Origin of the sequence: Nocardioides glacieisoli (genome assembly GCF_004137245.1) — a bacterium.
Classification (GTDB): Bacteria; Actinomycetota; Actinomycetes; order Propionibacteriales; family Nocardioidaceae; genus Nocardioides; species Nocardioides glacieisoli.
In genome coordinates this window covers 330,944-355,374 of the sequence record NZ_SDWS01000002.1, presented here as the reverse complement: position 1 = coordinate 355,374, position 24,431 = coordinate 330,944, and the positions used below count along the sequence as shown (strand labels likewise).

Annotated in this window: 23 protein-coding genes; 8 read left to right on the top strand and 15 right to left on the bottom strand. The window is 71.3% G+C overall.

Features of this window, described 5'->3' with window-relative positions:
* Positions 1 to 7 precede the first annotated feature (7 nt).
* The 3 genes from EUA06_RS05865 to EUA06_RS05855 are packed head-to-tail and all read left to right on the top strand — an operon-like array spanning position 8 to position 2,396.
* Positions 8 to 1,225 carry an NAD(P)/FAD-dependent oxidoreductase gene (locus tag EUA06_RS05865; protein ID WP_129474079.1) on the top strand — a complete coding sequence of 406 codons (1,218 nt, stop codon included), beginning with the start codon at positions 8 to 10 and terminating at the stop codon, positions 1,223 to 1,225.
* A 10-nt stretch (positions 1,226 to 1,235) separates the two neighbouring features.
* The gene (locus EUA06_RS05860; RefSeq protein WP_129474078.1) at positions 1,236 to 1,976 is read left to right on the top strand and encodes a sulfotransferase family 2 domain-containing protein; all 741 of its coding nucleotides are present in this window, start codon (positions 1,236 to 1,238) and stop codon (positions 1,974 to 1,976) included.
* A gap of 3 nt (positions 1,977 to 1,979) precedes the next feature.
* Positions 1,980 to 2,396 (top strand): DivIVA domain-containing protein, encoded by a 417-nt coding sequence (locus EUA06_RS05855; RefSeq protein ID WP_242497985.1) that lies wholly within the window; start codon positions 1,980 to 1,982, stop codon positions 2,394 to 2,396.
* Here EUA06_RS05855 and EUA06_RS05850 read toward each other — a convergent pair.
* The 3 genes from EUA06_RS05850 to secD all read right to left on the bottom strand — a co-directional run bounded on the left by EUA06_RS05850 (position 2,387) and on the right by secD (position 7,000).
* Positions 2,387 to 4,387 (bottom strand): ATP-dependent DNA helicase, encoded by a 2,001-nt coding sequence (locus EUA06_RS05850; protein ID WP_422879745.1) that lies wholly within the window; start codon positions 4,385 to 4,387, stop codon positions 2,387 to 2,389. The two genes, EUA06_RS05855 and EUA06_RS05850, sit on opposite strands and share 10 nt — an antisense overlap.
* 53 nt (positions 4,388 to 4,440) lie before the next feature.
* Complete coding sequence (locus EUA06_RS23205) at positions 4,441 to 4,572, bottom strand: hypothetical protein (RefSeq protein ID WP_277985657.1); 132 nt, start codon at positions 4,570 to 4,572, stop codon at positions 4,441 to 4,443.
* Positions 4,573 to 4,708: 136 nt separating this feature from the next.
* Entirely contained in the window at positions 4,709 to 7,000 is a 2,292-nt protein-coding gene (gene secD, locus EUA06_RS05845; RefSeq protein WP_129474077.1) for a protein translocase subunit SecD, read from the bottom strand.
* Between the two features lie 186 nt (positions 7,001 to 7,186).
* On the opposite strand from secD, the gene EUA06_RS05840 reads away from it, so the two are divergent.
* Entirely contained in the window at positions 7,187 to 9,343 is a 2,157-nt protein-coding gene (locus tag EUA06_RS05840; protein ID WP_129474076.1) for a M14 family zinc carboxypeptidase, read from the top strand.
* Positions 9,344 to 9,454: 111 nt separating this feature from the next.
* On the opposite strand, the gene hflX is transcribed toward EUA06_RS05840, so the two are convergent.
* The 9 genes from hflX to EUA06_RS05795 form a co-directional block, all read right to left on the bottom strand.
* Positions 9,455 to 10,993 carry a GTPase HflX gene (hflX, locus tag EUA06_RS05835; protein ID WP_207208224.1) on the bottom strand — a complete coding sequence of 513 codons (1,539 nt, stop codon included), beginning with the start codon at positions 10,991 to 10,993 and terminating at the stop codon, positions 9,455 to 9,457.
* A 62-nt stretch (positions 10,994 to 11,055) separates the two neighbouring features.
* A complete protein-coding gene (locus EUA06_RS22690; protein ID WP_207208223.1) occupies positions 11,056 to 11,805 on the bottom strand; it encodes a hypothetical protein in 750 nt (249 codons plus the stop codon).
* 53 nt (positions 11,806 to 11,858) lie between these two features.
* The gene (locus EUA06_RS22940; protein ID WP_129474075.1) at positions 11,859 to 12,974 is read right to left on the bottom strand and encodes a thrombospondin type 3 repeat-containing protein; all 1,116 of its coding nucleotides are present in this window, start codon (positions 12,972 to 12,974) and stop codon (positions 11,859 to 11,861) included.
* Positions 12,975 to 13,020: 46 nt separating this feature from the next.
* Complete coding sequence (locus tag EUA06_RS05820; protein ID WP_129474074.1) at positions 13,021 to 14,115, bottom strand: thrombospondin type 3 repeat-containing protein; 1,095 nt, start codon at positions 14,113 to 14,115, stop codon at positions 13,021 to 13,023.
* Positions 14,116 to 14,165: 50 nt separating this feature from the next.
* Positions 14,166 to 14,942 carry an SDR family oxidoreductase gene (locus EUA06_RS05815; protein WP_129474073.1) on the bottom strand — a complete coding sequence of 259 codons (777 nt, stop codon included), beginning with the start codon at positions 14,940 to 14,942 and terminating at the stop codon, positions 14,166 to 14,168.
* A 66-nt stretch (positions 14,943 to 15,008) separates the two neighbouring features.
* Positions 15,009 to 15,794, bottom strand: coding sequence for a diaminopimelate epimerase (gene dapF, locus EUA06_RS05810; protein WP_129474072.1), 786 nt, complete (start codon positions 15,792 to 15,794; stop codon positions 15,009 to 15,011).
* 38 nt (positions 15,795 to 15,832) lie between these two features.
* Positions 15,833 to 17,674 (bottom strand): gamma-glutamyltransferase, encoded by a 1,842-nt coding sequence (ggt, locus tag EUA06_RS05805; RefSeq protein ID WP_129474071.1) that lies wholly within the window; start codon positions 17,672 to 17,674, stop codon positions 15,833 to 15,835.
* Between the two features lie 76 nt (positions 17,675 to 17,750).
* Positions 17,751 to 18,266, bottom strand: a complete 516-nt coding sequence (locus EUA06_RS05800; RefSeq protein WP_129474070.1) for a dihydrofolate reductase family protein — start codon at positions 18,264 to 18,266, stop codon at positions 17,751 to 17,753.
* 51 nt (positions 18,267 to 18,317) lie between these two features.
* Positions 18,318 to 18,893: a TetR/AcrR family transcriptional regulator gene (locus EUA06_RS05795; protein ID WP_165354274.1), complete on the bottom strand. Its 576-nt coding sequence runs from the start codon at positions 18,891 to 18,893 to the stop codon at positions 18,318 to 18,320.
* A 65-nt stretch (positions 18,894 to 18,958) separates the two neighbouring features.
* Between EUA06_RS05795 and EUA06_RS05790 the strand changes: the two genes are divergently transcribed.
* A complete protein-coding gene (locus EUA06_RS05790; RefSeq protein WP_129474068.1) occupies positions 18,959 to 19,570 on the top strand; it encodes an NAD(P)H-dependent oxidoreductase in 612 nt (203 codons plus the stop codon).
* On the opposite strand, the gene miaA is transcribed toward EUA06_RS05790, so the two are convergent.
* Positions 19,563 to 20,474: a tRNA (adenosine(37)-N6)-dimethylallyltransferase MiaA gene (miaA, locus tag EUA06_RS05785; protein WP_129474067.1), complete on the bottom strand. Its 912-nt coding sequence runs from the start codon at positions 20,472 to 20,474 to the stop codon at positions 19,563 to 19,565. The two genes, EUA06_RS05790 and miaA, sit on opposite strands and share 8 nt — an antisense overlap.
* Positions 20,475 to 20,561: 87 nt before the next feature.
* Between miaA and EUA06_RS05780 the strand changes: the two genes are divergently transcribed.
* The 3 genes from EUA06_RS05780 to EUA06_RS05770 all read left to right on the top strand — a co-directional run bounded on the left by EUA06_RS05780 (position 20,562) and on the right by EUA06_RS05770 (position 21,635).
* Entirely contained in the window at positions 20,562 to 20,783 is a 222-nt protein-coding gene (locus EUA06_RS05780; RefSeq protein ID WP_129474066.1) for an antitoxin, read from the top strand.
* A 19-nt stretch (positions 20,784 to 20,802) separates the two neighbouring features.
* Positions 20,803 to 21,255 carry an NUDIX hydrolase gene (locus tag EUA06_RS05775; protein ID WP_129474065.1) on the top strand — a complete coding sequence of 151 codons (453 nt, stop codon included), beginning with the start codon at positions 20,803 to 20,805 and terminating at the stop codon, positions 21,253 to 21,255.
* 86 nt (positions 21,256 to 21,341) lie between these two features.
* Entirely contained in the window at positions 21,342 to 21,635 is a 294-nt protein-coding gene (locus EUA06_RS05770) for a hypothetical protein (RefSeq protein WP_129474064.1), read from the top strand.
* Between the two features lie 95 nt (positions 21,636 to 21,730).
* Here EUA06_RS05770 and EUA06_RS05765 read toward each other — a convergent pair whose 3' ends face one another.
* Both EUA06_RS05765 and miaB read right to left on the bottom strand, forming a co-directional pair.
* Positions 21,731 to 22,708 (bottom strand): hypothetical protein, encoded by a 978-nt coding sequence (locus tag EUA06_RS05765; protein WP_129474063.1) that lies wholly within the window; start codon positions 22,706 to 22,708, stop codon positions 21,731 to 21,733.
* Positions 22,709 to 22,858: 150 nt separating this feature from the next.
* Complete coding sequence (gene miaB, locus EUA06_RS05760) at positions 22,859 to 24,370, bottom strand: tRNA (N6-isopentenyl adenosine(37)-C2)-methylthiotransferase MiaB (RefSeq protein ID WP_129474062.1); 1,512 nt, start codon at positions 24,368 to 24,370, stop codon at positions 22,859 to 22,861.
* Between the last annotated feature and the right edge of the window lie 61 nt (positions 24,371 to 24,431).

Genomic DNA, 24,431 nt, shown 5'->3' with positions numbered 1-24,431 from the left:
TGGCGGCATGAGCGACGCCGAGAAGACCTACGACTACGTCATCGTCGGAGCAGGAGTGGCCGCGGCCAGTGCCGTGAAGGGCATCCGGTCCGGGGACTCCAGCGGTTCGATCGGGGTGTACGGCTCCGAGCCCGACAAGCCGGTCTACCGGCCCGTGCTGTCGAAGGACCTCTGGCTCAAGGACGACGAGACCCTCGAGGGGAGCTCGCTCGCCGGCGACCTCGACGACGACGACCACGTCGACCTGGTCACCGACACGACCGTGACGGCGATCGACCCCGACGCGCACGTCGTACGCCTCGCCGACGGCACGAGCGTCGGCTACGGCAAGCTGCTGCTCGCCACCGGCGCCGAGCCGCGCACGCTCGCGGTCGACCCCGGGCCGCGCGTCGTCTACTACCGCACGGCAGCCGACTACGAGCGGCTCCGTGCGATCGCCACCCCGGGCAGCCACGTCGCCGTCGTCGGTGGCGGCTACATCGGCTCCGAGATCGCGTCCGCGCTCGTGCAGAACGACGTCCAGGTGACGCTCGTGCTCGACCTCGAGGACGTGCAGGAGCAGATGTTCCCGCGCGCGCTCGCGGCCAGCCTGACCAAGGCCTTCGCCGACCGCGGCGTCACCGTCGTGCACGGCTCGGTCGCGGGCGGCGAGGAGGCCGACGGCAGTGTCCGCATCCGCCTCGAGGACGGCACCGACATCGCCGCGGACGCCGCGGTGATCGGCGTCGGGGTCCTCCCCCGCACCGGGCTCGCCGAGGCCGCCGGCCTCGACGTCGACAACGGCGTCGTCGTCGACGACCACCTCCGCACGAGCGCGACCGATGTGTACGCCGCGGGCGACGTCGCGTCGTACCCCGATGCCCTCCTCGGGCGCCGCCGCGTCGAGCACGTCGACCACGCCGAGAAGTCCGGCGAGCACGCCGGAAAGGTGATGGCAGGCGCCGACGAGGCCTACGACTACACGCCGTTCTTCTGGTCCGACATCCTCGACGCCGGCTACGAGGCGATCGGCGAGACCAGCAGCCGGCTCGACATGGTCGAGGACTGGAAGGACGGGCAGGTCGGCACCGGAGTCGTCTACTACCTGCAGTCCGGCGCGGTGCGGGGCGTGCTGCTCTGGAACGTCTGGGACAGCGTCGACCAGGCCCGCGAGCTGATCGCGGAGACCGGCAAGGAGCCGCTGACAGACGTGGAGTCGCTGCGGGGGCGGATCCCCTTCGAGTAGCCTCGCGGCGATGTCCGAGCCTGCCGTTCCTGCGCCCGAGGTGTTCCGCACCCGTGAGGCGAACCGCCGGCGGCTGACGCCGGCCGGGCAGGCCGAGATCGACCGGCTCACCGCGGCAGGTGAGGCATCGGGCTGGCTCAGCCCGCTGGCGTACAACCTGACGATCAGCCACAGCCACCGGTTCGTCTGGTACCGCGTGGCCAAGGTCGCGACGCGCACGATCCGGCACCACTGCGAGACGCACGGCGTGACGCTCGACGTCGACCACGCGATGCGGGTGCGCTACCCGCTGGCGTCGTACGCCGACTACTTCACGTTCGCCTTCGTGCGCGACCCGCTCGACCGGTTCGTGTCCGCATGGCACGACAAGGTCGTCGACCACAATTACTACGACTTCGACGCAGGCACCCACGAGCGGATGCAGCGGGTCGAGGAGTTCGCGCGGTGGACGGCCACCCACGACCTGTCGGCGGTGCCGGGCACCGACCAGCACCTGACGCTGCAGAGCCGGATGATCGACCTCAACCGGGTCGACTTCGTGGGTCGGCTGGAGACGTTCGACCGCGACTTCGCCGAGGTGTGCGAGCGGATCGGCGCACCCGCCGTGCCGACCGCCCCGAAGAACCAGACCGCCCCCGGCGGCCGCGGCCGGCAGGTGTCGGCCGAGCTGCGCGAGCTGGTGAGAACGATGTACCGCCGCGACTACCAGGTCTTCGGCTACCCACCCGACGCCCCCGACCAGGAGGACTGACAGATGGCGCTCGAGCGGCCACGCTTCGGCACGACCAAGCTCCGCGAGGGCTACGACATCGCGGACGTCGACGCCGCGGTCGACCGCGTCTTCGTCGCACTGGCCGACGGGGCGACGTCGATGACGGCCTCGGACGTCAGCAGCCTGAGGTTCAACCCCGTGCGGCTGGCAGCGGGCTACGACATGGGCGAGGTCGACACCTGGCTCGACCAGGCGGCGGCGGAGCTCGGTCGGACGTCAGGAGGCGCGGCACCGGCGGCCCCGGCCGCTCCCGCGACGCCCGCACCGTCGGCGTACGAGACCACGGGCGGCACGCGGTCGGACGCCATCACCGAGGTGAGGCCGAGCTCGTCGCGCATCATGCTGGTGCTGGCGCTGGTGGTGCTGCTCGCGATCGTGGTCTACGCGTTCTACGCCTGACCCAGTCGCGACAGCGCCTGGCGCACGAGCGCGGGGTCGATCGTCGACCACATCGGCGGCAACGACGCCTTGAGGAAGCGCCCGTAGCGGGCGGTCTCGAGACGCGGGTCGAGCACGGCGACGACGCCGCGATCGGTCATCGTGCGGATGAGCCGACCCGCGCCCTGGGCGAGCAGCAGCGCCGCGTGGGTCGCCGACACCTCCATGAACCCGTTGCCGCCCGAGGCGTCGGCCGCCTTGGCGCGCGCCGACATCAGCGGGTCGTCGGGCCGCGGGAACGGGATCCGGTCGATGATCACGAGCTGGCACGTCTCGCCCGGCACGTCGAGGCCCTGCCACAGGGAGAGGGTGCCGAAGAGGCAGGTGTGCGGGTCCTCGACGAACTGCTTGGCGAGCTCGGGCAGCTGCGCGTCACCCTGCGCGAGCGTGGTGAGGTGCGGCAGCCTCGCACGGACGGCCTCGGCCGCGGTCTCGGCGGCGCGACGGCTCGAGAACAGGCCGAGGGTGCGCCCGTCGAGCTTGTCGACGAGGTCGCAGATCTCGTCGAGCTGCGCCTGCCCGAGGCCATCGCGGCCGGGCTGCGGCAGGTGGCGGGCGACGTAGAGGATGGCCTGCTGTCCGTAGTCGAACGGCGAGCCGACGTCGAGGCCCTTCCACGGCAGGACGGTGTCGTCGTCCGCGGGCGCCACGATCGAGCCCTCGCGCTCCGTCGGCTTGAGGCCGAGCGAGGTGGCGACGGCGCTGAAGTCGCCGCCGAGCATGAGCGTCGCGCTCGTGAAGACGACGGTCTTGTCGGTGAGGAGCTTGTCGCGCATCGGGCCCCACACCTGGAGCGGCGCGACGTGCAGCCGCGCCGGGAACCGGTCGCGCGCCTCCCCCAGCCACAGCACGTCGGCCTGCGAACCTGCGGCCATCCGCTCGGCGTTGACGAAGACCTCCTGCACCATGCCCTTCGCCTGGGTGCGGCCCGCGTCGCCCTCGCCCTCACCGCCGCCGGACTCCCGCGGGAACGCCGACAGGCAGGCGCGCGCCGCGTCGCGGACCAGCACCAGCGCGTCGGCCAGCTGGGTGGACACGTTGTCGATGCGGCCGGGCGACGTCGCCTCGATCGCCTCGGCCAGGGCCCCCGCGGCGTCCTCGAGGTCGCCGGCGGGATCGCCCGCGGCGTCCGCCGTCCAGCGGGTGGCGCGACGGGCCGCGCGCTCGATGTCGCCTGCGCCGAGCTCGTCGGTGGCGGCCTGGGTGACGCGGGCGGTGAGCTCGTGGGCCTCGTCGATCACGACCGTGTCGTAGTCGGGGATCATTGGCACGTCCTCGATCGCGTCGATCGCGAGGAGGGAGTGGTTGGTGACGATCAGGTGGCTGCGTTGCGCCTTCTCCTTCGCGAGCTCGGCGAAGCACTCCGCGCCGAACGGGCACTTCGAGGCGCCGAGGCACTCACGGTGGTTGACCGCGACCTGGCGCCACTCGCGGTCGGTGTGGCGCGGCGCGTTGTCGCGCTCGCCCGAGCCGCCCTGCTCGGACTCCTCCTCCGCCCACGCCCGCAGCTCGAGGACCTTCTCGGCCATCGACCCCGTCGGGACGTCGACGAGGGTGCCCTGGTCATCGGGGACGCCGGCCCGGATGCGGTGCAGGCAGGCGTAGTTGGACCGCCCCTTGAGGACGGCGTACGACGTGTCGAGGCCGGGCACGCCCTTGACCGCCTCGACCAGGCGCGGGAGGTCGCGCTCGACGAGCTGGTGCTGGAGCGCGAGGGTCGCCGTGGCGACGACGACGCGCTTGTCGTGGAGCATCGCCGGGACGAGGTAGCCCAGTGACTTGCCCGTGCCGGTGCCGGCCTGGACGAGGAGGTGGCGGCCCTCCTGCATGGCCTCCGCGACCTCGCCGGCCATCTGCACCTGGCCGTCGCGCTGCTGGCCGCCGAGGGCCGTGACCGCCTTCGCGAGCACCTCGCTGACGGGCGTGGTGGTCGCGGCGGTCTCGGGCACCAGAGAACCCTACGGGGCGGCGCCGACAGGACGGCGTACGCCATCCACAGGGGTGCTCAGTAGTTCTTCTTGCGGCCGATCTGGCGCTCGATGCGACGCTCGGGCTGGCCGAGGATCCTCGCGAGGAGCTTGACCCGGTAGCGGTAGGCGACGACACCCAGGACGACGATCAGCAGGAGCCACAACATGCAGCGAGCGTACGCCGACCCAGCAAGGTCTGGCGGGACTTGTCAGGCTCTCGCTGAACATGTCAGGGCGTGCACGGCCTGACATGTTCAGTGATTCCCGGCCAGCCGGGGATCACTGGAAACACGGCACACCAGGTCAGACGACGGCGCCCGAGTCCTCGGGAGTCCGCTCGACCTTCTCCTTCTTCACCCGCGACATCGGGTAGCGCTCCTGCAGGTAGGTCAGCAGCGGGGTGGCGACGAAGACCGAGGAGAACGTGCCGACGACGAGACCGACGAGCAGCGCGACGGCGAAGTCCTGGAGCGAGTCGCCACCGAGGAACACCAGCGCCGCCAGGATGAACATCGAGCCGAGACCGGTGTTGACCGTGCGCGGGATGGTCTCAACCGCGGCCTTGTTGGAGACGTCCGTGAAGTTGTCCTCGGGCTTCGAGCCCCACCAGCGTTCGCGGATGCGGTCGAACACCACGACGGTGTCGTTGACCGAGAGACCGATGATGGTCATCGCGGCGGCCAGGAAGATGCCGTCGATCGGCTTCTGCAGCCAGGCGAAGAGGCCGACCACGAGTATCACGTCGTGGAGCATCGCGAGCACGGCAGCGACGCCGAAGGTCCACTTGAACCGGATGGCGAGGTAGAGCAGCTGGGCCAGGAACGCGACACCGAAGGCGATGAGCGCGTTGTTGCGCAGCTCGTCGCCGAGCGAGGCTCCGATCGTCTGGTCGTCGATCTTCTCGACCGTGCCACCGACCTTGCCCAGCTCCTCCTCGATCCGCTGCTCCTCCTCGTTGGTGATCGTCGAGGTGCGGACGGTGAAGGCGGTGTCGCCGGTGTCGGCGGTCTGCACGACGGCCTCGGCGAAGCCGGCGTCGGCGACGGCCGTACGGGCCTGCTCGACGGTCATGTCGTTGCTGACGGAGTAGTCGAGCTGACGGCCGCCGGTGAACTCGACACCGAGCTGGAGGCCCTGCGTCACGATGCCGGCGATGGCGATCAGCAGACCGGCGGCGGAGACACCGAGCCACGTCCCGCGGCGCCTCATCAGCTGCGGGTCCTTCTTGTCGAGCCAGAGGCGCACCCTGCCGTGGTGGCTCAGGCCGCTGATCGCGGGACGCGCGGAGACGGGCTTGTTGGCGACCGCGAGGTCGCACAGCACGCGGGCGATGATCAGCGCCGAGACCATCGAGGCGACGACACCGATCGTCAGCGTCACACCGAAGCCCTTGATCGGACCGGAGCCGAGGAAGAACAGCAGCCCGGCCGCGAGCAGGGTCGTCACGTTGGAGTCGATGATCGCGCTCCACGCCTTGTTGAAGCCGACCGCAAGGGCCCGTCTCAGTCCGGCACTCGGGTAGGCGACGTACTCCTCCCGTGCTCGTTCGAAGACGAGCACGTTGGCATCGATGGCCATACCGATCGCGAGCACGAAGCCGGCGAGGCCGGGCAGCGTCAGCGTCGAGCCGAGGCCGACGAGCATCGCGTAGGCGAGCAGGGCGTACGACGCCAGCGCGACGGTGGCGGCGAACCCGACGAGGCGGTAGACGAAGATGATGAACAGGCCGGTCAGGACGATGCCGATGATGCCGGCCTCGATGGAGGCGTCGATCGCCGCGGCACCCAGCGAGGGGCCGACGAGGCGGTCGGAGATGGCCCTGAGCTCGAGCGGGAGCGAGCCGCCCTCGATCAGCGCCGCGAGCTCCCTGGCGTCGGTCGCGCTGAAGTTGCCGGTGATGTCGGTGGAGCCGCCCCGGATGCCGACGTCGCAGCCGACACCGGTGTTGACCTCGGGCGAGGAGATGATCTCGCCGTCGAGGACGATCGCGATGCGGCGCTTGGGGTCGCCGGACGGTTCGCAGGCGGCCTTGCCGGTGATGTCGGCCCAGGTGTCGCCACCCTTGCCGTTGAAGTCGATCGCGACGACCCACTCCACGCTCTGGTCGCGCTGCACGGCGCTGGCGCCGGTGATCTCCTCACCCTGGATGACCGTCGGGCCGACCTCCAGTGTGTCGCCCTGGTCGGACGGCAGGATCTCGTTGCCCTCCTTGGCGGGCTCCTGCTCGGCCTGGGCGGTCGCGATCACCTCGTGGATCGTCAGCTTGGCGGTGGTGCCGATGCGCTCTTCGGCCTCCTGCGCCTCCTCGTCGCTGGCGACGCCGGGCAGCTCGACGAGGATGCGGTTCTCGCCCTGGCGCACGAGCGTGGGCTCCGAGACACCGAGGGAGTCCACGCGACCGCGGAGCACCTGCAGGGTCTTGTCGACGTTCTCCGCGTTGGCCGGGGTCTGCTCCGTGCCTTCTGCCTGGAAGACGAACTGCGCGCCGCCCTTGAGGTCGAGACCCAGGTTGGGCTTGACGTTGATCGCCAGCGCCAGGCACCCGACCAGGAGGCCGAGCACGAGGAAGAACCGGACCCAGACACCACGTGACATGCGCGACATCCTCCACCACGAGACTCAGGAGCCCGAATCCGGGCACATGGGGGCTCAACGGCCGACCCCCGGCAAAGGTTCCGGTCGTCACCGGCCGTCGCCACCCCTCGACAACTCGCCGCGCCCCGGTGTTGTGTGGATCACACCCGCGACAGATCTCGCGGCGCACACCTCTCGGGAGAACACATGTCACCACGCACGCCCAGGGCCGCCGCCACCCGGCTGGCCACAATCACGGCGCTCGTCGCCGCCGGGCTCGCCGCCGCCACCGCGGCGGGCGCCACCGATGACGAGAGCCGCAGCACCGTCCCGCGCGAGCTCGCCCGCACCGCCGACGGCGACGTCACCCAGGTCGTCAAGGTCGCCGCCCCGTCGGTCGCCGACCGCAACGAGGTCATCGCCCTCGGACTCGACGTCACCGAGCACGCGGACAAGAAGGGAATCGAGGTCGTCCTCCACGACTCCCGCGACGCCCAGGTGCTCCGCGACGCCGGCTTCACCTGGACCGTCACCGTCGACGACCTCGAGGCGCTGACGAAGAAGAACCGCAAGCTCGACCGTGCGTACGCCGCCTCGGTCGCGGAGTCCGCGCTGCCGAGCGGCCGCACGTCCTACCGGCAGTACGCCGACTACCTCAGCGACATGGACCAGCTCGCGCGCACCTACCCGTCGCTCACCAAGCCGCTGACGCTGGCCAACACGACGGTGCTCGGAGCGGACATCCGCGGCATCGAGGTCACCGTCGGGGCCGACCGGGTCGCCGACGGCAAGCCGGTCTTCCTGCTCATGGGCGCGCACCACGCGCGCGAGTGGCCGAGCGCGGAGCACACCATGGAGTTCGCCTTCGACCTGCTCCAGTCCTACCGCGCCGGCGATGCCCGGGCGCGCGACCTGCTCTCACGCTCCCGCGTGATCCTGGTGCCGGTGGTCAACGTCGACGGGTTCACGATCTCGCGCGGGGCCACCCCGCGCGGCGACTTCTCGCAGTTCGACTACGAGATGAAGCGCAAGAACTGCTCGATCTCGGCGAACACCACGCCGCCGAGCGCCACCGTCCCGGACTACCGGTCCGGCACGTGTGCCGACAACCCGGCCGGTCGGCTGCGCGGCACCGACCTCAACCGCAACTACCCCGGCTTCTGGGGCGGCGGCGGCGCGAGCCCGAGCTGGTCGAGCGACACCTACCGCGGCGACGGCCCGGGCAGCGAGCCGGAGAGCGACGCCGTGCGCCAGCTCATCTCCGAGCGAGCCGTCACGATGATGATCTCCAACCACACCTACAGCAACCTGGTCCTGCGCCCGCCGGCCATCGCCGCCACCGGGCGCGCACCCGACGAGCCGGCGCTGGCCTCGATCGGCCAGGCGATGGCGGACCAGAACAGCTACGTCAACCAGGCGTCATACCAGCTCTACGACACCTCGGGCTCGACCGAGGACTGGAGCTACTGGATCACCGGCGGCTACGGCTACACCTTCGAGATCGGCGACGAGGGCTTCCACCCGGCCTACGAGGAGGCCGTCGTCGGCGAGTACCTCGGTGAGGCGCCCGCCGACAGCGCCGGTCGCGGCGGCAACGGGGAGGCGTACTGGATCGCGCTCGACGCAGCGGCCGACCCCGTGCACCACAGCCGCATCACCGGCACGGCCCCGGCCAAGCACACGATCAGCGTCTACAAGAACGTCGTCTCGCCGACGTCACCGGTGATCCAGCCGTCCGGTCCGCCGGCGGCACCGATCCTCTACGAGGACACCCTGACGACCGACTACGCCTCGACCGGCGGCGCCTTCACCTTCGACGTGAACCCGTCCACCCGGCCGCTCGTGGTCGGCCGCTACGGACGCCAGCCGCAGGGGCCGGCGCAGTCGCCGATCACGCTGACCAACCCGGCCGGCGTGCCGGCCGTCGGCAGCTCCGAGTCGACGACCTTCACGGTGCAGGGCCTCCCGCAGGCCGACAACGGCTTCGCCAACGTCTCGATCTCGTGGCCGGCCACGTCGGACCCGGAGGCGCAGGACTGGGACTTCACCGTCATCGGGCCCGACGGCGTCGCGGTCGGCTCGGGGGCGACGCTCAGCAACCCGGAGACGATCCGCATCCCCGACCCCAAGCCGGGGACGTACACGGTCGTCGCCGACAACTACGCCGGCGGAGCGCCGGAGTACGACTGGTCCGGCACCGTCACCTTCGAAGGCCCGACGCCGCCGATCGAGACCGGCATCACCGAGGCGTGGGTGCTCTCGTGCGCCGACAAGCGCGGCACCGTGGTGAGCACGCAGGACCTGGTGATCAAGCGCGGCCAGGCCGTCGACGTCGGCAACGTCTGCCGGCGCACGAAGGGCTGACCCGCTGTTCAGGGATCCCCGGTCAGCCGGGGATCCCTGAACATGTCGGCCCGTGCAAGGCCTGACAACTTCAGCGATCCCCGGTCAGCCGGGGATCGCTGGAAGGCAACGTCAGCGAGCGTACGCCGTCAGCTCGCTCGCGAGGTCGGCGTTGGCACGGCCGACGACGAGCGTGCCGTCGCCGGTGTGCTCCAGCGAGCCGATCTCGGCCTCCTGGTGGATCCGGTTGACCAGGTCGCCGCGCTCGTAGGGCAGCAGCACGTCGAACTCGACCTGCGGCCGCGGCAGCTCGGACTCGATCGTCCGCAGCGCGTCCTCGATGCCGTCGCCGGTCTTCGCGCTGACCACGACGCTGTGCGGCTCGCGGGCGCGCAGGCGGCTGATCACCATCGGGTCGGCCGCGTCGGCCTTGTTGATCACGATGATCTCGGGGACCTTGGTGGCACCGATCTCGGCGAGCACCTCGCGGACCGCCGCGATCTGGCCCTCGGGGTCGGGGTGCGACCCGTCGACGACGTGGAGCAGCAGGTCGCTGTCGGCGACCTCCTCCAGCGTCGAGCGGAAGGCCTCGACGAGGCCGTGGGGCAGGTGGCGGACGAAGCCCACGGTGTCGGACATCGTGTAGATGCGGCCGTCAGCGGTCGTCGTACGACGCGTGGTGGGGTCGAGGGTCGCGAAGAGCGAGTCCTCGACGAGCACGCCCGCGTCGGTGAGCCGGTTGAGCAGCGAGGACTTGCCTGCGTTGGTGTAGCCGGCGATCGCGACACTGGGGATGTGGTTGCGACGACGCGACTGGCGCTTGACGTCACGGGTGCCGCGCAGGTCCTTGAGCTCCTTGCGAAGCTTGGCGATCTTCGTGTTGATGCGACGCCGGTCGGTCTCGATCTTCGTCTCACCGGGGCCGCGGCCACCGATGCCGTCACCGCCGGCGGCACGACCGCCGGCCTGGCGCGAGAGGTTGCCACCCCAGCCGCGGAGGCGCTGCTTCATGTACTGCAGCTGCGCCAGCTCGACCTGCGCCTGGCCCTCCTTGCTCTTCGCGTGCTGGGCGAAGATGTCGAGGATCAGCGCGGTGCGGTCGACGACCTTGACCTTGATCTTGTCCTCGAGGTTGCGCAGCTGGCTCGGCGCGAGCTCGCCGTCGCAGATCACCGTGTCGGCGCCGGTCGCCTGGACGATCTCGCGGATCGCCTCGACCTTGCCGCGGCCGATGAAGGTCGCCGGGTCGGGCGACTGGCGGCGCTGGAAGATCGCCTCGAGCACCTCGGAGCCGGCGGTCTCCGCGAGCAGCGCGAGCTCGGCCATCGAGTTCTCGGCGTCGGCGACGGTTCCTTGCGTCCACACGCCGACGAGCACGACCTTCTCGAGGCGCAGCTGGCGGTACTCGACCTCGGTGATGTCCTCGAGCTCCGTGCGCAGCGCGGCGACGCGTCGCAGCGCGTGGCGCTCGGCGAGCTCCTGCGCGCCGATCGTCAGCTCTTCGGGGTCCGGCTCGTCATAGGCGTCGTCGGACGAGCCGTCGTCGGCGTAGCCGGACTCGAAGGAGTCCTCGGGGTCGAGGAGGTCGTCGTCCAGCTCGATCGAGTCGTCGTCCCAGCCGCGGGTCGCGTCGAGGGCGTCCTTGAGGTTGAAGTCAGGTGCGTTCGTCATATGCCGACAAGCGTAGGTCGGCAGGCACGCCGAGCGCGAACGGATTCACGCTGCGGCGGCACTCAGGAGCGCTTCACCCGCACGGTGGGGGACGTCGCCGAGGCGCAGAGCGGCTGCTCCGGCGAGGTGACGGTGACGTAGTAGCGGCCGGCGCGGGCGGGACGCCCGGTGCGGAAGGTGCCCGTCTGCTTGCTGGTCAGCACCACCAGGCGGCGGTCGGCGCCCTTCTTCTGGCGCCACAGGGTGATCGTCGCGTCCGCGCGGCAGCCCTGGGCGACCGAGTCGACGGCACCCTTGAGCTTGGTCGTCGTCACGCGCAGGTCGACCTCGCGCAGGTACGCGCAGGACGCCTGGCACCCGGGGGACACAGTGGGTACGCCGACGGTCGGCGTGCTGGTCGGCACCGGCGGCTGCGTGGTGGGCGGCTGCGTCGTCGGGGGCTGGGTCGTCGGGGGCTGGGTGGTCGGAGGCTGCGTGGTGGGAGGCGTGGTCGGCGTCGGGTCGTCGCAGGTGTCGTACGGATCCCGCGGGCAGGGGTCCTCGCAGTCGTAGACACCGTCGCCGTCGGAGTCTTCGCTGCACGGGTCCGGCGGCTCGCAGGGCAGCTGCGAGTCGGCACCGGCGCCGCTCGAGGGCTTCGGGCACACCGTCGGGTACTGCTCGATGTCGGGCGAGACCGATCCGTCGGCGACCTGACCGGCGGGTGCGGACCCGGCCGACTCCGCGGAGGCACCCGGCTGGGTGACCCCGAGTGCCGCCACGACGCCCAGCACCACCCCGACGAAGACCCGACTCCCGCGCTGCTGTCCCATGCGACGGACATGCCCCGCAGGCGGGCTCCCGAAACCTCCGGGACGGGGCGGCCTCAGCGGCGCCGCACCCGCACCGTCGTCGACCTGCTGCTGCCGCACTCGGCGACGCCGACGGCGTACCGCTTGCGGACCACAACGTAGTAGCGGCCGGCTGCCTTCGGGACGCGCGTGCGGAAGCGACCGCTGGACTTCGTCGTGACGACCAGGAGCTTGGTGTCGCGCCCCGCCTTCTTCCTCTTCAACGTCGCGCGGACCTCGTCCACGCACGCCGCGCGGTCGGAGCGCACCTTGCCGACGAGGCGCGACTTCTCCTTGCGGAGGCGGACCTTGGTCGCGACCGACGGGCAGCCCGACGACGTGGCGGCGGACTCCAGGCGGCAGCCGTCGTCCGCGTCGGCGCGGCCGTCGTCGTCGTCATCCGCGTCGCACGCGTCGCCGAGCGCGTCGGCGTCGCTGTTGGCCTGTGTCGGGTTGGCGGCCCTCGGGCAGTTGTCGGCCGGGCCGCTGATCCCGTCACCGTCGGGGTCGCCGTCGCACGCGTCACCCACGCCGTCGCGGTCGATGTCGGCCTGGTCGGGGTTGGCCACCGGGTCGCAGTTGTCGACGTGGTCCTCGACGCCGTCGCCGTCCGCGTCGCAGATGCTGTAGCTGATGGTGACGCTCCAGGACAGCACGCGGCCCGCGGACGGGCCCCAGTTGTCCACGAGCAACCGCCACGCGCCGCCGATCGCGGCTCCGTCGTGGAGGCTGAGCGGCTGGTCGGGGCGGTAGGAGCCGGGCGCCGAGGTCGGGCCGTAGACCGCCGCGGCCTCGTCGTCCCACGAGAGCGGGCGCACCTGCGGGCCGCTGTCGGCGAACCGCTTCTGGAGGATGGTGGTGCTGGTGGCGTGCGAGAGGCGTACGCGCAGCTGGAAGGCATCGGGGTGCTCGATCGCGACGGTGACGTCGACGTCCTCGACCACTCCGGGTGCAGCCGGTACGGCGAGCGAGGCCGTCGTCGTGGTGGACGGCGGGTCGCCGGCCGCGTCCGGCGCGACGGCCGTCGCGGATCCGCTGAAGGTGCGCACGCACGGCACGGGCGCGGAGGCGGCCGGGGCCGGTGCTGCGACCGTCGAGACGAACCCGGCCACCAGTGCGGTCAGGGCGAGGCGGATCGGGAGCAGGCGCATCGGCACAGGGTAGGTGGGACCGGCGGGGCCGGCCACACCTCTGCGGTCAGCGCTTGCGGATGCGTACGACACGCGAGGTCGCGTTGCCGCAGAGCGGTTGCGCGGGTGACCCGACGGTGGCGTAGTAGCGCCCGGCCCGACGCGGCGCCCTGGTGCGGAACTTCGCGGTCGATCGGGTGGTCACCACGACGAGCTTGCGGCCCTCGCCCGACTTCTTGCGCCAGATCGTGACCTCGACGCCCGCGCGACAGCCGAACGCGACCGACTCGACCTTGCCGGTGAGGCGGTGGCGGGCCTTCTGGTGCCGCAGCCCTATCGTGCTGGCGTAGGCGCAGCTCGCGGTGCACCCGGGGGGCGGTGGCACGGTCCCCGGCGGCGTCGTGGTCCCCGGCGGGACCGGGGTGGTCGCCGGCGGGGGCGGCGCGATGCCGGGAGTGGTGTCGCAGGCGTTGCCGATGCGGTCGCCGTCCCAATCGGTCTGGTCGTTCGCGGTCGTCGGGCAGTTGTCGCTGACGTCGGCGACGTTGTCGTTGTCGTCGTCGGGGTCGCAGGGATCGCCCTTGCCGTCCCGGTCGAGGTCGAACTGCTCGGGGTTGTGGAGACCGACGCAGTTGTCGCGGGTCTTGTCCCCGTGGAAGTCGCGGTCCTCGTCGCAGTCCGCCCACGTGACGGTGACGGTGATGTCCGACGGCATCGGCATGCCTGACTCGATGGAGAACGTGTAATCGCCCGACCAGTACTCGGGCAGCTCCTGCTTGGGACGCACCCGGACCTCACCGCTGCTCGGAGGGGAGTCGTAGTACCCATAAGGTGCCTGGTTGTCGAAGGTGACTCCGCCAGGCTGTCCGAGCCGGTTGAACTGGTCCGTCAACAGCCAGCGCGGGCCGTACTGGTACTCCGGTCCGCTGACGAGGTAGATGTCGCTGCGAATCTCCTGGTAGCCCACCCAGATCCGGACGTCCAGATCGGTGGCGGGCACGTTGGAGTCGAACCGCACGGTGGTGCCGCTCCGCGACTCCACGCACCGATCAGGTAACCCACCGGCGGCGACGGCTGCCGGACCCGATGCGAGGGTCACGAACCCCGTCGTCATCAGCAGCACCATCGCTACGAGCGCGCGCATCCCCCGTGTGTCCCCCATGCTCGGGTCCTACCCCGCCCTCGGTGCCCGAAACCTCACCGATGGCGCGGTCACTTCGGTGGCATCCGGATGCCGCCGTCGACGCGGATCGTCTCGCCGTTCATGTAGGAGTTGGTGAGGCACTCCACCACCATGCTGGCGAGCTCCTCGGCATGCCCGAGCCGCTTGGGGAAGAGCACGTTCTGCCCGAGGTTGGCCTTGAACTCGGCGGGGTCGGGGAACGCGTCGTAGATCGGGGTGTCGATCAGCCCGGGCGCGACGGTGTTGAGGCGGATGCCGGCAGCCGACAGGTCGCGGGCGACCGGGAGGGTCATCCCGACGACGCCGCCCTTGGACGCGGAGTAGGAGGCCTGGCCGATCTGCCCGTCGAAGGCGGCGACCGAGGCGAGGTTGACGATCGCGCCGCGTTGGCCGTCCTCGTCGGGCTCGTTGCGGCTCATCACCGTCGCGGCCTGGCGGGTCATGTCGAAGGTGCCGATCAGGTTGATCTCGACGACCTTGCGGAAGGCGTCGAGGTCGTGGGCCTGCTCGAGCAGCCCGTCGCGGCCGATCGTGCGCTGGGCCCAGCCGATGCCGGCGGAGTTGACGCACGCGCGCAGCGGGGCGATCTCGGCGGCGGCTTCGACGGCGGCGGCGACCTGGTCGGTCCTCGTCACGTCGACGGAGGCGAAGACGCCGTTGATCTCGGCGGCCAGCGCCTCGCCCTTCTCGGCGTTGAGGTCGGCGACGACCACGACGGCGCCCCTGGCGGCGAGGGCGCGCGCGACGGCGGCACCGATGCCGCTCGCGCCGCCGGTGACGATGGCGGAGGATCCGGTGATGTCCATGCGGAGGATCGTAGAAGGGTCGAGTGCTCGGCTACGCGGCGGCTACTACCGGGAGCGCACTCGACCTCAGAGGTCCGTCAGGCCCTCGGCCACCAGCACGGCCGGCCCGCTGAGCAGGACGCGATCCTCCTCGGTCCACACGACGGTGAGCGTGCCGCCGGGGACGTCGATGCGGTACGGCGTACCGCGGGGTGCGTCGTCGACCAGCGAGGTGGCCACCGCGACGGCGCAGGCGCCGGTTCCGCAGGACCGGGTCTCGCCCGAGCCGCGCTCGTGCACCCGCATGGCGACGTGGTGCTCGCCACGACGTGCGACGAACTCGACGTTGACGCCGTCGGGGTAGATCGAGTCGTCGTGCTCGGGCTCCTCGTCGAGGGCACCGGCCTCGGCGAGGTTGTCGACGAACACGACGGCGTGCGGGTTGCCCATCGAGACGTGCGCGGCCGGGTAGCTCCGGCCCGTGACGGTCACCTCGGTCTCGCCGAAGACCTCCGGCGCGCCCATGTCGGCGGTGAAGTCGTCGCCGGTGCGGTCGAGGACCTTGATGCCGTCGCGGGTGTGGATCTTCATCGGGAAGGGCTCGCCCTCGCGCTCGTGCAGGTAGCGCGCGAACACCCGAATCCCGTTGCCGCACATCTCGCTGACCGAGCCGTCGGAGTTGCGGTAGTCCATGAACCAGCCACCGTCGCGGCGGACGGCCCGCAACACACCGTCGCCACCGATGCCCGCGCGCCGGTCGCAGAGCGCGCGGACGCGCTCGGCGGACAGGTCACCGTGGACCGTGCCGTCGGCGTCGGGCAGCACCACGAAGTCGTTCTCCGTGCCGTGGCCCTTGAGGAAGAGGTAGCTCACCCTGCGATTGTGGCAGAGCGAGCCACCCCGACGAAGTCCTACTGCGGGTCGACCACCTTCGCGGACCCCTTGCCGCGCCGGCTCGGCTCGGCGACCGCGGTCAGCAGCTTGCGCGGGCCGAACTCGATGGCCGTCGCGGCACCGATCTCGGAGGCGCTGGTGAACGCGTCGCCCGCCGGCGCGAGGGTGTGGCCGAGCGCAGTGAGGGCGGGCCCGGAGGCGGTGATGAAGGCCGGCTCCGCGGTGACGCTCGCGGTGTTGCGCTGACTCGCACGCGGCGCCGCGATAGCCTCCTCGAGGGTCATGCCGAGGTCGATCCGGTTGACCAGCATCTGCAGGACGGTGGTGATGATCGTCGAGCCGCCGGGCGAGCCGAGCGCGAGGAACGGCTTGCCGTCCTTGAGCACGATCGTCGGCGACATGGAGCTGCGCGGCCGCTTGCCCGGCTGGATCCGGTTCGGGTCGGCGGCGTCGTACACCGTGGAGAAGTCGGTCAGCTCGTTGTTGAGCAGGAAGCCGTGGCCCGGCACCGTGATGCCGGAGCCGCCGGTCTGCTCGATGGTGAGCGTGTACTCGACGACGTTGCCCCACCTGTCGGCGACGGTGAGGTTGGTGGTGGAGATGTTCTCGGTGTCGGCGTCGGTCGTGCCCTTCGCGGTCGCCGGACCGCACACACCGTCGTACGACGTCACGTCACCGGCGGCGACCGGCTTGGTCGCGGCCTTGGCCGGGTTCAGCGAGCAGGCGCGCTCGGCGGCGAAGGTGTCGTCGAGCAGCCGCTTGACCGGCACGTCGACGAAGGCCGGGTCACCGACGTACTTCCCGCGGTCGGCGAAGGCGAGCGCGCTCGCCTCGAGGTAGTGGTGGAGCGCGGCCTCGGGCGTCATCGAGCCGAGGTCGTAGCGCTCCAGGATGTTGAGCGCCTCACCGACGGTGGTGCCGCCGGACGACGACGGCGCCATGCCGTAGACGTCGTGGCCGCGGTAGCTCGTCCTGCTCGCGCGCTGCGAGCGCACCTTGTAGTCGCGCAGGTCGCGCGGCGTGAGGTAGCCCTTCGGCGTCGGCAGCTCGGTGTTCTTCGTGGTCCGGGGCTTGCGGACCACGTCGGACATCAGCCGTGCGAGCGGGCCGCGGTAGAACGCGGACGTGCCCTTCTCCGCGATCAGCCGGTAGGTCTCGGCGAGGTCGGGGTTGCGGAAGATCGAGCCCACCGCGGGGGCGTCGCCGCCGCGGAGGAACAGCTTCTTGGTGTCCTTGAAGGCGCGGAACCGCTCCTCGTTGTCCAGGGTCTGCTGGCGGAAGGTGTCGTCGACCTTGAACCCGCGCGTCGCGACCTTGGTCGCCGGGGCGAGTGCCTCGCCGAGCGAGAAGGTGCCCCAGTTGGCCAGGGCCTTGTCCCACGTCGCGAGGGTGCCGGGAGTGCCGACGCTGACGCCGCTGGTGACCAGGTCGGGCGTGAAGGTGTACGGCTTGCCGGTCGCCGGGTCGATGAAGGCGTCCTGCGGCATCTTGTTGGGCGCGGTCTCGCGACCGTCGAGCGTGCGGACCTTGCCGGTCTTGGCGTTGTAGTAGACGAAGTAGCCGCCACCGCCGATGCCGGCGCTGTAGGGCTCGGTCACGCCGAGCGTCGCGGCCGCGGCGACGGCGGCGTCGACCGCGTTGCCACCGGCCTTCAGCACCTTGAGGCCGGCCGCGCTGGCCTCGGGGTCGACGGTCGTGACGGCGCCACCCGTGCCGATCGCGATCGGGATCTTGGCCGTGGGCCGCTGGTCAGGCGCGCCGGGCGGCTGGGCTCCGGTCGCGCCCGTGGGGGTCGCGAGCACGAGTCCGGTGATGAGGCCTGTCGCGGTGACGGCGGCGAGGGACGTACGCAGGTGCATGGGGGTCCTCCCGAGAGATGGTCCGTCCACCCTGCCCCCAGTCCGCGCGGGCTGTCCACGCCCTCCCGAGGGTGTCTCAGCGGACGACGCTGTAGCGCCCGCACATGAAGTCGAGGTTGCGCGCGGTCTCCTCCAGCCGCAGCTCGACGTGGCGCGGGAGCACCGGAGCGCCGCTGCCGATCGTCACCGGCGCGAACTGGACCCACACCTCGTCGAGCAGGCCGAGGTCGTGGAACTGCCCCACGAGCTCGCCACCACCGACGATCCAGAGGTCCTTGCCGTCGGCGACCTCGGTCATCTCTGCGTGCACGTCGGCGACGGCAGCGTCGGTGAAGCGGACCTGCTTGCTCGGTGCGAAGTCGCGGTGCGTGACCACCCACGTCGGCTTCGGACCCCACGGGTCGTCGTCGTGGTCGAGGATCCACTGCCAGGTGTTGGCTCCCATCACGCACGCGCCCGTGCGCTCGCTGAAGCCGGGGTAGGCCATCGGGCCGTCCATGTCGATGTCGCGCGAGGTCAGCCAGTCGAGGGAGTGGTCGTCGGTCGCGATGAAGCCGTCGAGGGTGCAGCCGGTGTAGTAGATCGTCGCCATCGACCCACCCTGACACCGGCCACCGACAGTGCGCTTGATCGAGATTGCCGTCTAGCGCACGAGGGCGTCGAGCGCCGGCTCCGCCGCCTCGAGCGGCAGGTGCCCCAGCATGATCAGCTGGGCCATCCCGTGGACGGTCGACCACAGCGCCGCCGACAGGGCCATCACGTCCCGCCCCTCCCAGCCGGGCTCCTGCACGAGGGCGGCCACCTCACCGCCGAGCAGGTCCTCGTTGCGGGCGATCAACGGCGCCATCTCCGCGCTCGGGGAGCCGGCCGCGCAGTAGTCGGGGTCGAAGACCAGCGCGAACGTCTGCGGGTGCGCGGCGGCGTACCGGATGTAGGCGAGGCCGAGCGCGCGCACCCGCTCGACGGGGCCGGCTGCGGACGCCACTGCCTCCTCCTGCGCCGCGAGCAGGGCGGCCATCCCCCGCACGCCGAGCGCGCTCAGCAGCGCCGCCCGGTCGCCGAAGTGGTGGTAGGGCGCGTTGTGGCTGACGCCGGCGCGACGGGCGACCTCGCGGAGGCTGATCTTCGGCGCCGAGGTCGTCTCGAGCAGGTCGAGGGCGGCGTCCTCGAGCGCGGCCTGGAGATTCCCGTGGTGGTATCCGCCGACAGATCTTGACATGAGCAACATCCTACTCCAATCTGGGCGTTGTCCACATTCTTGACAGTGTCTACTTAGGAGCTCCCATGGCCCGCATCCTCGTCATCGACGGTCACCCCGACCCCGCCTCCCTCACCGCCCAGCTCGCCGCGTCGTACACCGCCGGCGCGGGCGACGACGCGGTCGCGCTCGTGCTGCGCGACCTCGACTTCGACCTCACCCTGCGCACCGGCTACCGCACGCCGCAGGACCTCGAGCCCGACCTGGTCCGGGCACAGGAGCTGCTCGAGTGGGCCGACCACGTCGCGGTCTTCACGCCCCTGTGGTGGGGGTCGGTGCCCGCGCTGCTGAAGGGCTTCTTCGACCGCACGCTCGAGCGCGGCTGGGCCTTCCGCTACAAGGAGAACGGCATGCCGGAGGGCCTGCTCGCCGGCCGGACCGGGCGGCTCGCGGTCACCTCGGACTCGCCGGGGTGGTACCTCCCGTTCGTCGGCGACTCGACGGTCAAGCAGGTCAAGGGCCGGACGATGGAGTTCTGCGGCATCAAGCCGACGAAGCTGACCAGGTACGCCGACGTGCGGGGCCGCAGCGAGGCCGACATCGCCACCTGGATCCGGGAGGCCGCCGACCTCGGCGCCGCCGACGCCGCGCGCCCGGCCCGGGCCGGAGTCGTACGACCGCTGGCGCGGGTCAGCTGAGCGACTCGATCGCCCCGACCGCCTTCGCCACACGGTCGGGGTCGTCGTGCGCGACCCAGACGATGCGCGGGTCCTTGCGGAACCAGCCGTCCTGGCGTCGCGAGAACCGGCGGGTGCCGGTCTTGGTCTGCTCGATCGCCTCGGCCAGCGTCCGGTCGCCGGTGAGGAAGCCGATGACCTCGCGGTAGCCGATGGCCCGCTGCGAGGTGAGCCCGTCCGCGAGGCCGCGGTCGAGGAGGGCCTCGACCTCCTCGACGAAGCCGGCGGCGAACATCTCGTCCACCCGCCGGGCGATCCGCTCGTCGAGCGTCGGGCGGTCGATGTCGACGCCGATCTGGACGGTCAGCGGGTCGGCGTACTCCAGGCGCGGCATGCCGGCGCCGTAGGGGCGGCCGGTCAGGGCGATGACCTCGAGGGCGCGGACCGTGCGGCGCCCGTTGTCGGGCTCGATCTGCGCGGCGGCGGCCGGGTCGACGCCCTCGAGCCGGGCATGGAGGGCAGGCCCGCCGATCCGCTCGAGCTCCGCCTCCAGCTCACGGCGCAGCGACTCGTCGGTGCCGGGGAACTCGAAGCGATCGACGATCGCCCGGGTGTAGAGCGCCGATCCACCCACGAGCACCGGCGTCGCGCCGTGGCCGCGGATGTCCGCGATCGACGAGCGGGCCCACCCCTGGAAGTGCGCGACGGTGGCGGGCTCGGTGACGTCGAGGATGTCGAGCAGGTGGTGCGGGACCCCGCGGCGTTCGGCGACCGGCAGCTTCGCCGTGCCGATGTCCATGCCGCGGTAGACCTGCATCGCGTCGGTGTTGACCACCTCCCCGCCGAGGCGCTCGGCGAGGTCGAGGCTGAGCCCGGTCTTGCCGGATGCGGTCGCGCCGACGAGGGCGACGATCGGCTGGGGCATGGGCACATTGTCTCCTCTTGGCTACTGTCGGCGGCACCGGAGTCCTCACCCGTCGGGGTGGGCCGGCGTTCCTCGAGGAGGACCCTGATGAGTTTCCTGGACAAGGCGAAGGCCAAGCTCACCGACGCGGTCGACCAGCACGGCGACAAGATCGCCGACGGCATCGACAAGGCCGGCAAGTTCGCGAACGAGAAGACCGGCGGCAAGCACGCCGACAAGATCGACCAGGCCACCGGCAAGGCCCGCGACGCCCTCGACAACCTCGACGGCAAGAACGACGACATCCCGCCGGCCACCCCCGCACCCTGACGGCCCTAGGGTCGGCCGCGTGACCGACCGCTTCGTGCTCGTCCCGGCGTCCTACGTCTACCTCCTGCGCGAGGGCGACGCGGGGACCGAGGTGCTGCTCCAGCTGCGGCAGGGCACGCCCTACATGGACGGCCACTGGGCAGCCGCCGCGGCCGGGCACGTCGAGCGCGGCGAGACGGCGTACGACGCCGCGCGCCGCGAGGCGCTCGAGGAGCTCGGCGTCACCGACGTCTCGCTCGACCTCGAGTTCACCATGCAGCGCACCCAGCACGGCGAGCCGATCGACGAGCGCGTCGACTGGTTCTTCACCGCGCGGTCGTGGACCGGGACTCCCCGCGTCGTGGAGCCCGACAAGGCCGCTGCGATCGAGTGGTTCCCGCTCTCGGCGCTGCCGGAGCCGATGGTGCCGCACGAGGCGTGCGCCCTCGCGCACCTGTCGTCCGGCGCCGTCTACCTGACGTTCGGGTTCTGAGTCCGGGCTGGCCCCGCCCCTCGGGGGTGGTCAGTTCATGACCCGCGCGGCACGATCGAACGAACCAACCTGTGGGAGGGAACCCGATGAGCAACGAAGAGCTGAGCCCGATGCCGACCCCGGTCACCGAGGACCCGGAGCTCTACCCGGGCGGCGTGGACGCGATCGCCGACGACCCGGAGGACAACGGCCTGGGCCGCGACCTGACCCCGGAGGACAACCCCGCGGTCGACGACGTGCTGCCCGACGAGATCTCGGAGCCCGACGACAAGTCGCAGGCCCCCGAGGGCGAGGCGGACGATGCGGAGGCCGACACGACGGCCGAGTCGCCGGAGGCCGGCCAGGAGGCCGAGGACGGGTCGCCGGAGCCTCCGGCCTGACCTTCTCGTTGTCGGACTCCCCGCCTGTGCGGGGACTCATGCAGGATCGTGGAAGTTCCGAGCCGGATGCCGGCTCGGATCTTCCACAATGGCTGTCAGGCCGCGTCGGCGACGGCGCATCCGGAACCACACGGGCGAGCCGCCGGCCAACCGTCCACCTCGAGAAGACGGGAGAGCTTCGCTGCCGTCGAGCACGGCCGTTCGTAGACCTGCCCCCACGTGAGTCGTACGGTGCCCTGCCCGGCGACTGCAGCATCGAGGTCCCGTTCGAAGTCCTTGTCGCGCTGCTCCGCCGTGTCGTGCCACAACCGACCGTCGAGCTCGATCAGCCTTTCTCCGTAGGCCGCGTCGCGGTAGACGATGCCGCTGGCGGTGCCGACACGCTTCTGGCGCTGGGCGGGCGGCAGGCCGTGCGGTCGCTCGACCAACGTCAGGAACCCGTGCTCGAGGACCGAGCAGCTCCCCGCTGCTACGTCTCTCAGGACGCCGGCGAGGAAGTCCCGCCGCGGAGCTCTCGTGCGAGCATCCAGCGCGGCGACCATGCGGAGTGCCGTGGTGTGCCTGCTCTGCACGGCTCGCGAGACAGCGCCGATGGCGGCGAAGTCGCCCGTCTCCTGCAGTGCGACATCCAGGGCGGCTTCGTCGTAGCGCATGCGCGGCGGCCCGAGGTTCCACTGGACCCGGTCCTCCATGCCGAAGGTCCTCACGACCCGGACGCCCCGGGGTGCGACCACGCGGCGCGTGCGTGGGACAGCGACCGTGATCGGTCCGTCCTCGGACCCCGCTCGCCCCGGTCCGTCCGCAGCGCGCATCGCGGAGGCTCCGGCGAGGGCCGCACCCAGGTCGCTGCCGGAGGCTCCACCCGGGGCCGCGCACGCGAGGACCCCCGCCCAAGCCCGCTGCACCCACGTCGGGACACCCGTGTGGTCGATGAACACACCGGGGAACAGCGGCGTCAGGTCACGGCGGCGCACGAGACGGCGTACGTCGTGGGGCTGAAGACCGACGCCGATGGCTTGGCTCCGCGAGACGACGCCGTCCTGCGAGGCGAGCAGGTCGGCCAAGGGGTCCACTCCCCCACGATCGGACGTCGCGACGTGGCGCGCGACCCGTCTGGACCGATCTGTGGACGAAGGGATCGTGGAAGTCCTGAGCCGGGAGCCGGCTCGAAAGCTCCACGATCGTGCATGAGTCCCCGCTCAGGCGGGGACTCCGACAGGGGGTCAGCCGCAGGCGGCAGCCGGCGGCAGGGGCGCGGGCACCCCGACGGTCGGCATCCCGAGCCCCACGCCGGTCGGCGCGGAGGAAGACGACGTACGCCGCTCCCACGCGTCCCCCGCACGGGTGCGGCGGACGGAGTGGATCGGGCCGTCGGCGACCAGGTGGTGGGGGGCGGCGTACGTCACCGAGACCGTCACCATGTCGCCCGGGCGCACGGAGGACTCGGGCACCGAGGAGAAGTCCGCGGCGAAGTGGACGAGGCGGTTGTCGGGAGCGCGGCCGGAGAGTCGCTTGGTCTCGATGTCCTTGCGGCCCTCGCCCTCGGACACCATCAGCTCGACGGTGCGGCCGACGACCGCCTTGCCTTCTGTCCACGCGACCTCGTCCACCACCGCGGCGAGGCGGAGGTAGCGGTCCTTGACCACGTCGGGCGGGACCTGGTCGTCGAGCGTCGCGGCGGGCGTGCCGGGGCGCTTGGAGTACTGGAAGGTGAAGGCCGACGAGAAGCGCGCGGCTCGTACGACGTCGAGCGTGGCTTGGAAGTCCTCCTCGGTCTCACCGGGGAAGCCGACGATGATGTCGGTCGTGATCGCGGCGTCCGGGATCGCGGCCCGCACGCGGTCGATGATCCCGAGGTACTTCGACTGGCGGTAGGACCGGCGCATGTCTCGCAGGACCTTGTCGGAGCCGGACTGCAGCGGCATGTGGAGCGACGGCATGACGTTGGGCGTCTCCGCCATCGCCTCGATGACGTCGTCGGTGAACTCGGCCGGGTGGGGTGAGGTGAAGCGGACCCGCTCGAGACCCTCGACGCCGCCGCACGCGCGCAGCAGCTTGGAGAAGGCCTGCCGGTCGCCGAACTCGACGCCGTACGCATTCACGTTCTGCCCCAGCAGGGTGATTTCCGTGACTCCCTCGGCCACGAGCGCCTCGATCTCGGCAAGGATCTCGCCCGGCCGGCGGTCCTTCTCCTTGCCGCGCAGCGCCGGGACGATGCAGAACGTGCAGGTGTTGTTGCACCCGACCGACACCGACACCCAGGCGGCGTACGCCGACTCGCGCCGCGTCGGCAGCGTCGAGGGGAAGACCGACAGGGACTCGAGGATCTCGACCTGCGCCTCCTCGGCGAACCGCGCCCGCTCGAGCAGCACCGGCAGCGAGCCGATGTTGTGGGTGCCGAAGACGACGTCGACCCACGGCGCGCGCGACGTGATCGTCTCGCGGTCCTTCTGCGCCAGGCAGCCGCCGACGGCGATCTGCATGCCGGGCGTCGCGGCCTTCACCGAGGCGAGCTGGCCCAGGTTGCCGTAGAGCTTGTTGTCCGCGTTCTCCCGGACAGCGCAGGTGTTGAGCACGACGACGTCGGCCTGCCCCGAGTCCGCCCGGACGTAGCCGGCGTCCTCCAGCAGCCCGGCGAGGCGCTCGGAGTCGTGGACGTTCATCTGGCACCCGTGGGTCTTGACCTCGTAGGTGCGCGCGGGGGCGTCGGCGGCGCTGTCGAAAAGGGTGCTCATGGCGGGTCCAAGGGTACGGCCGCGCGAGGTGCCGCAGGAATCCCGGCGTCCTGCGGCTCGG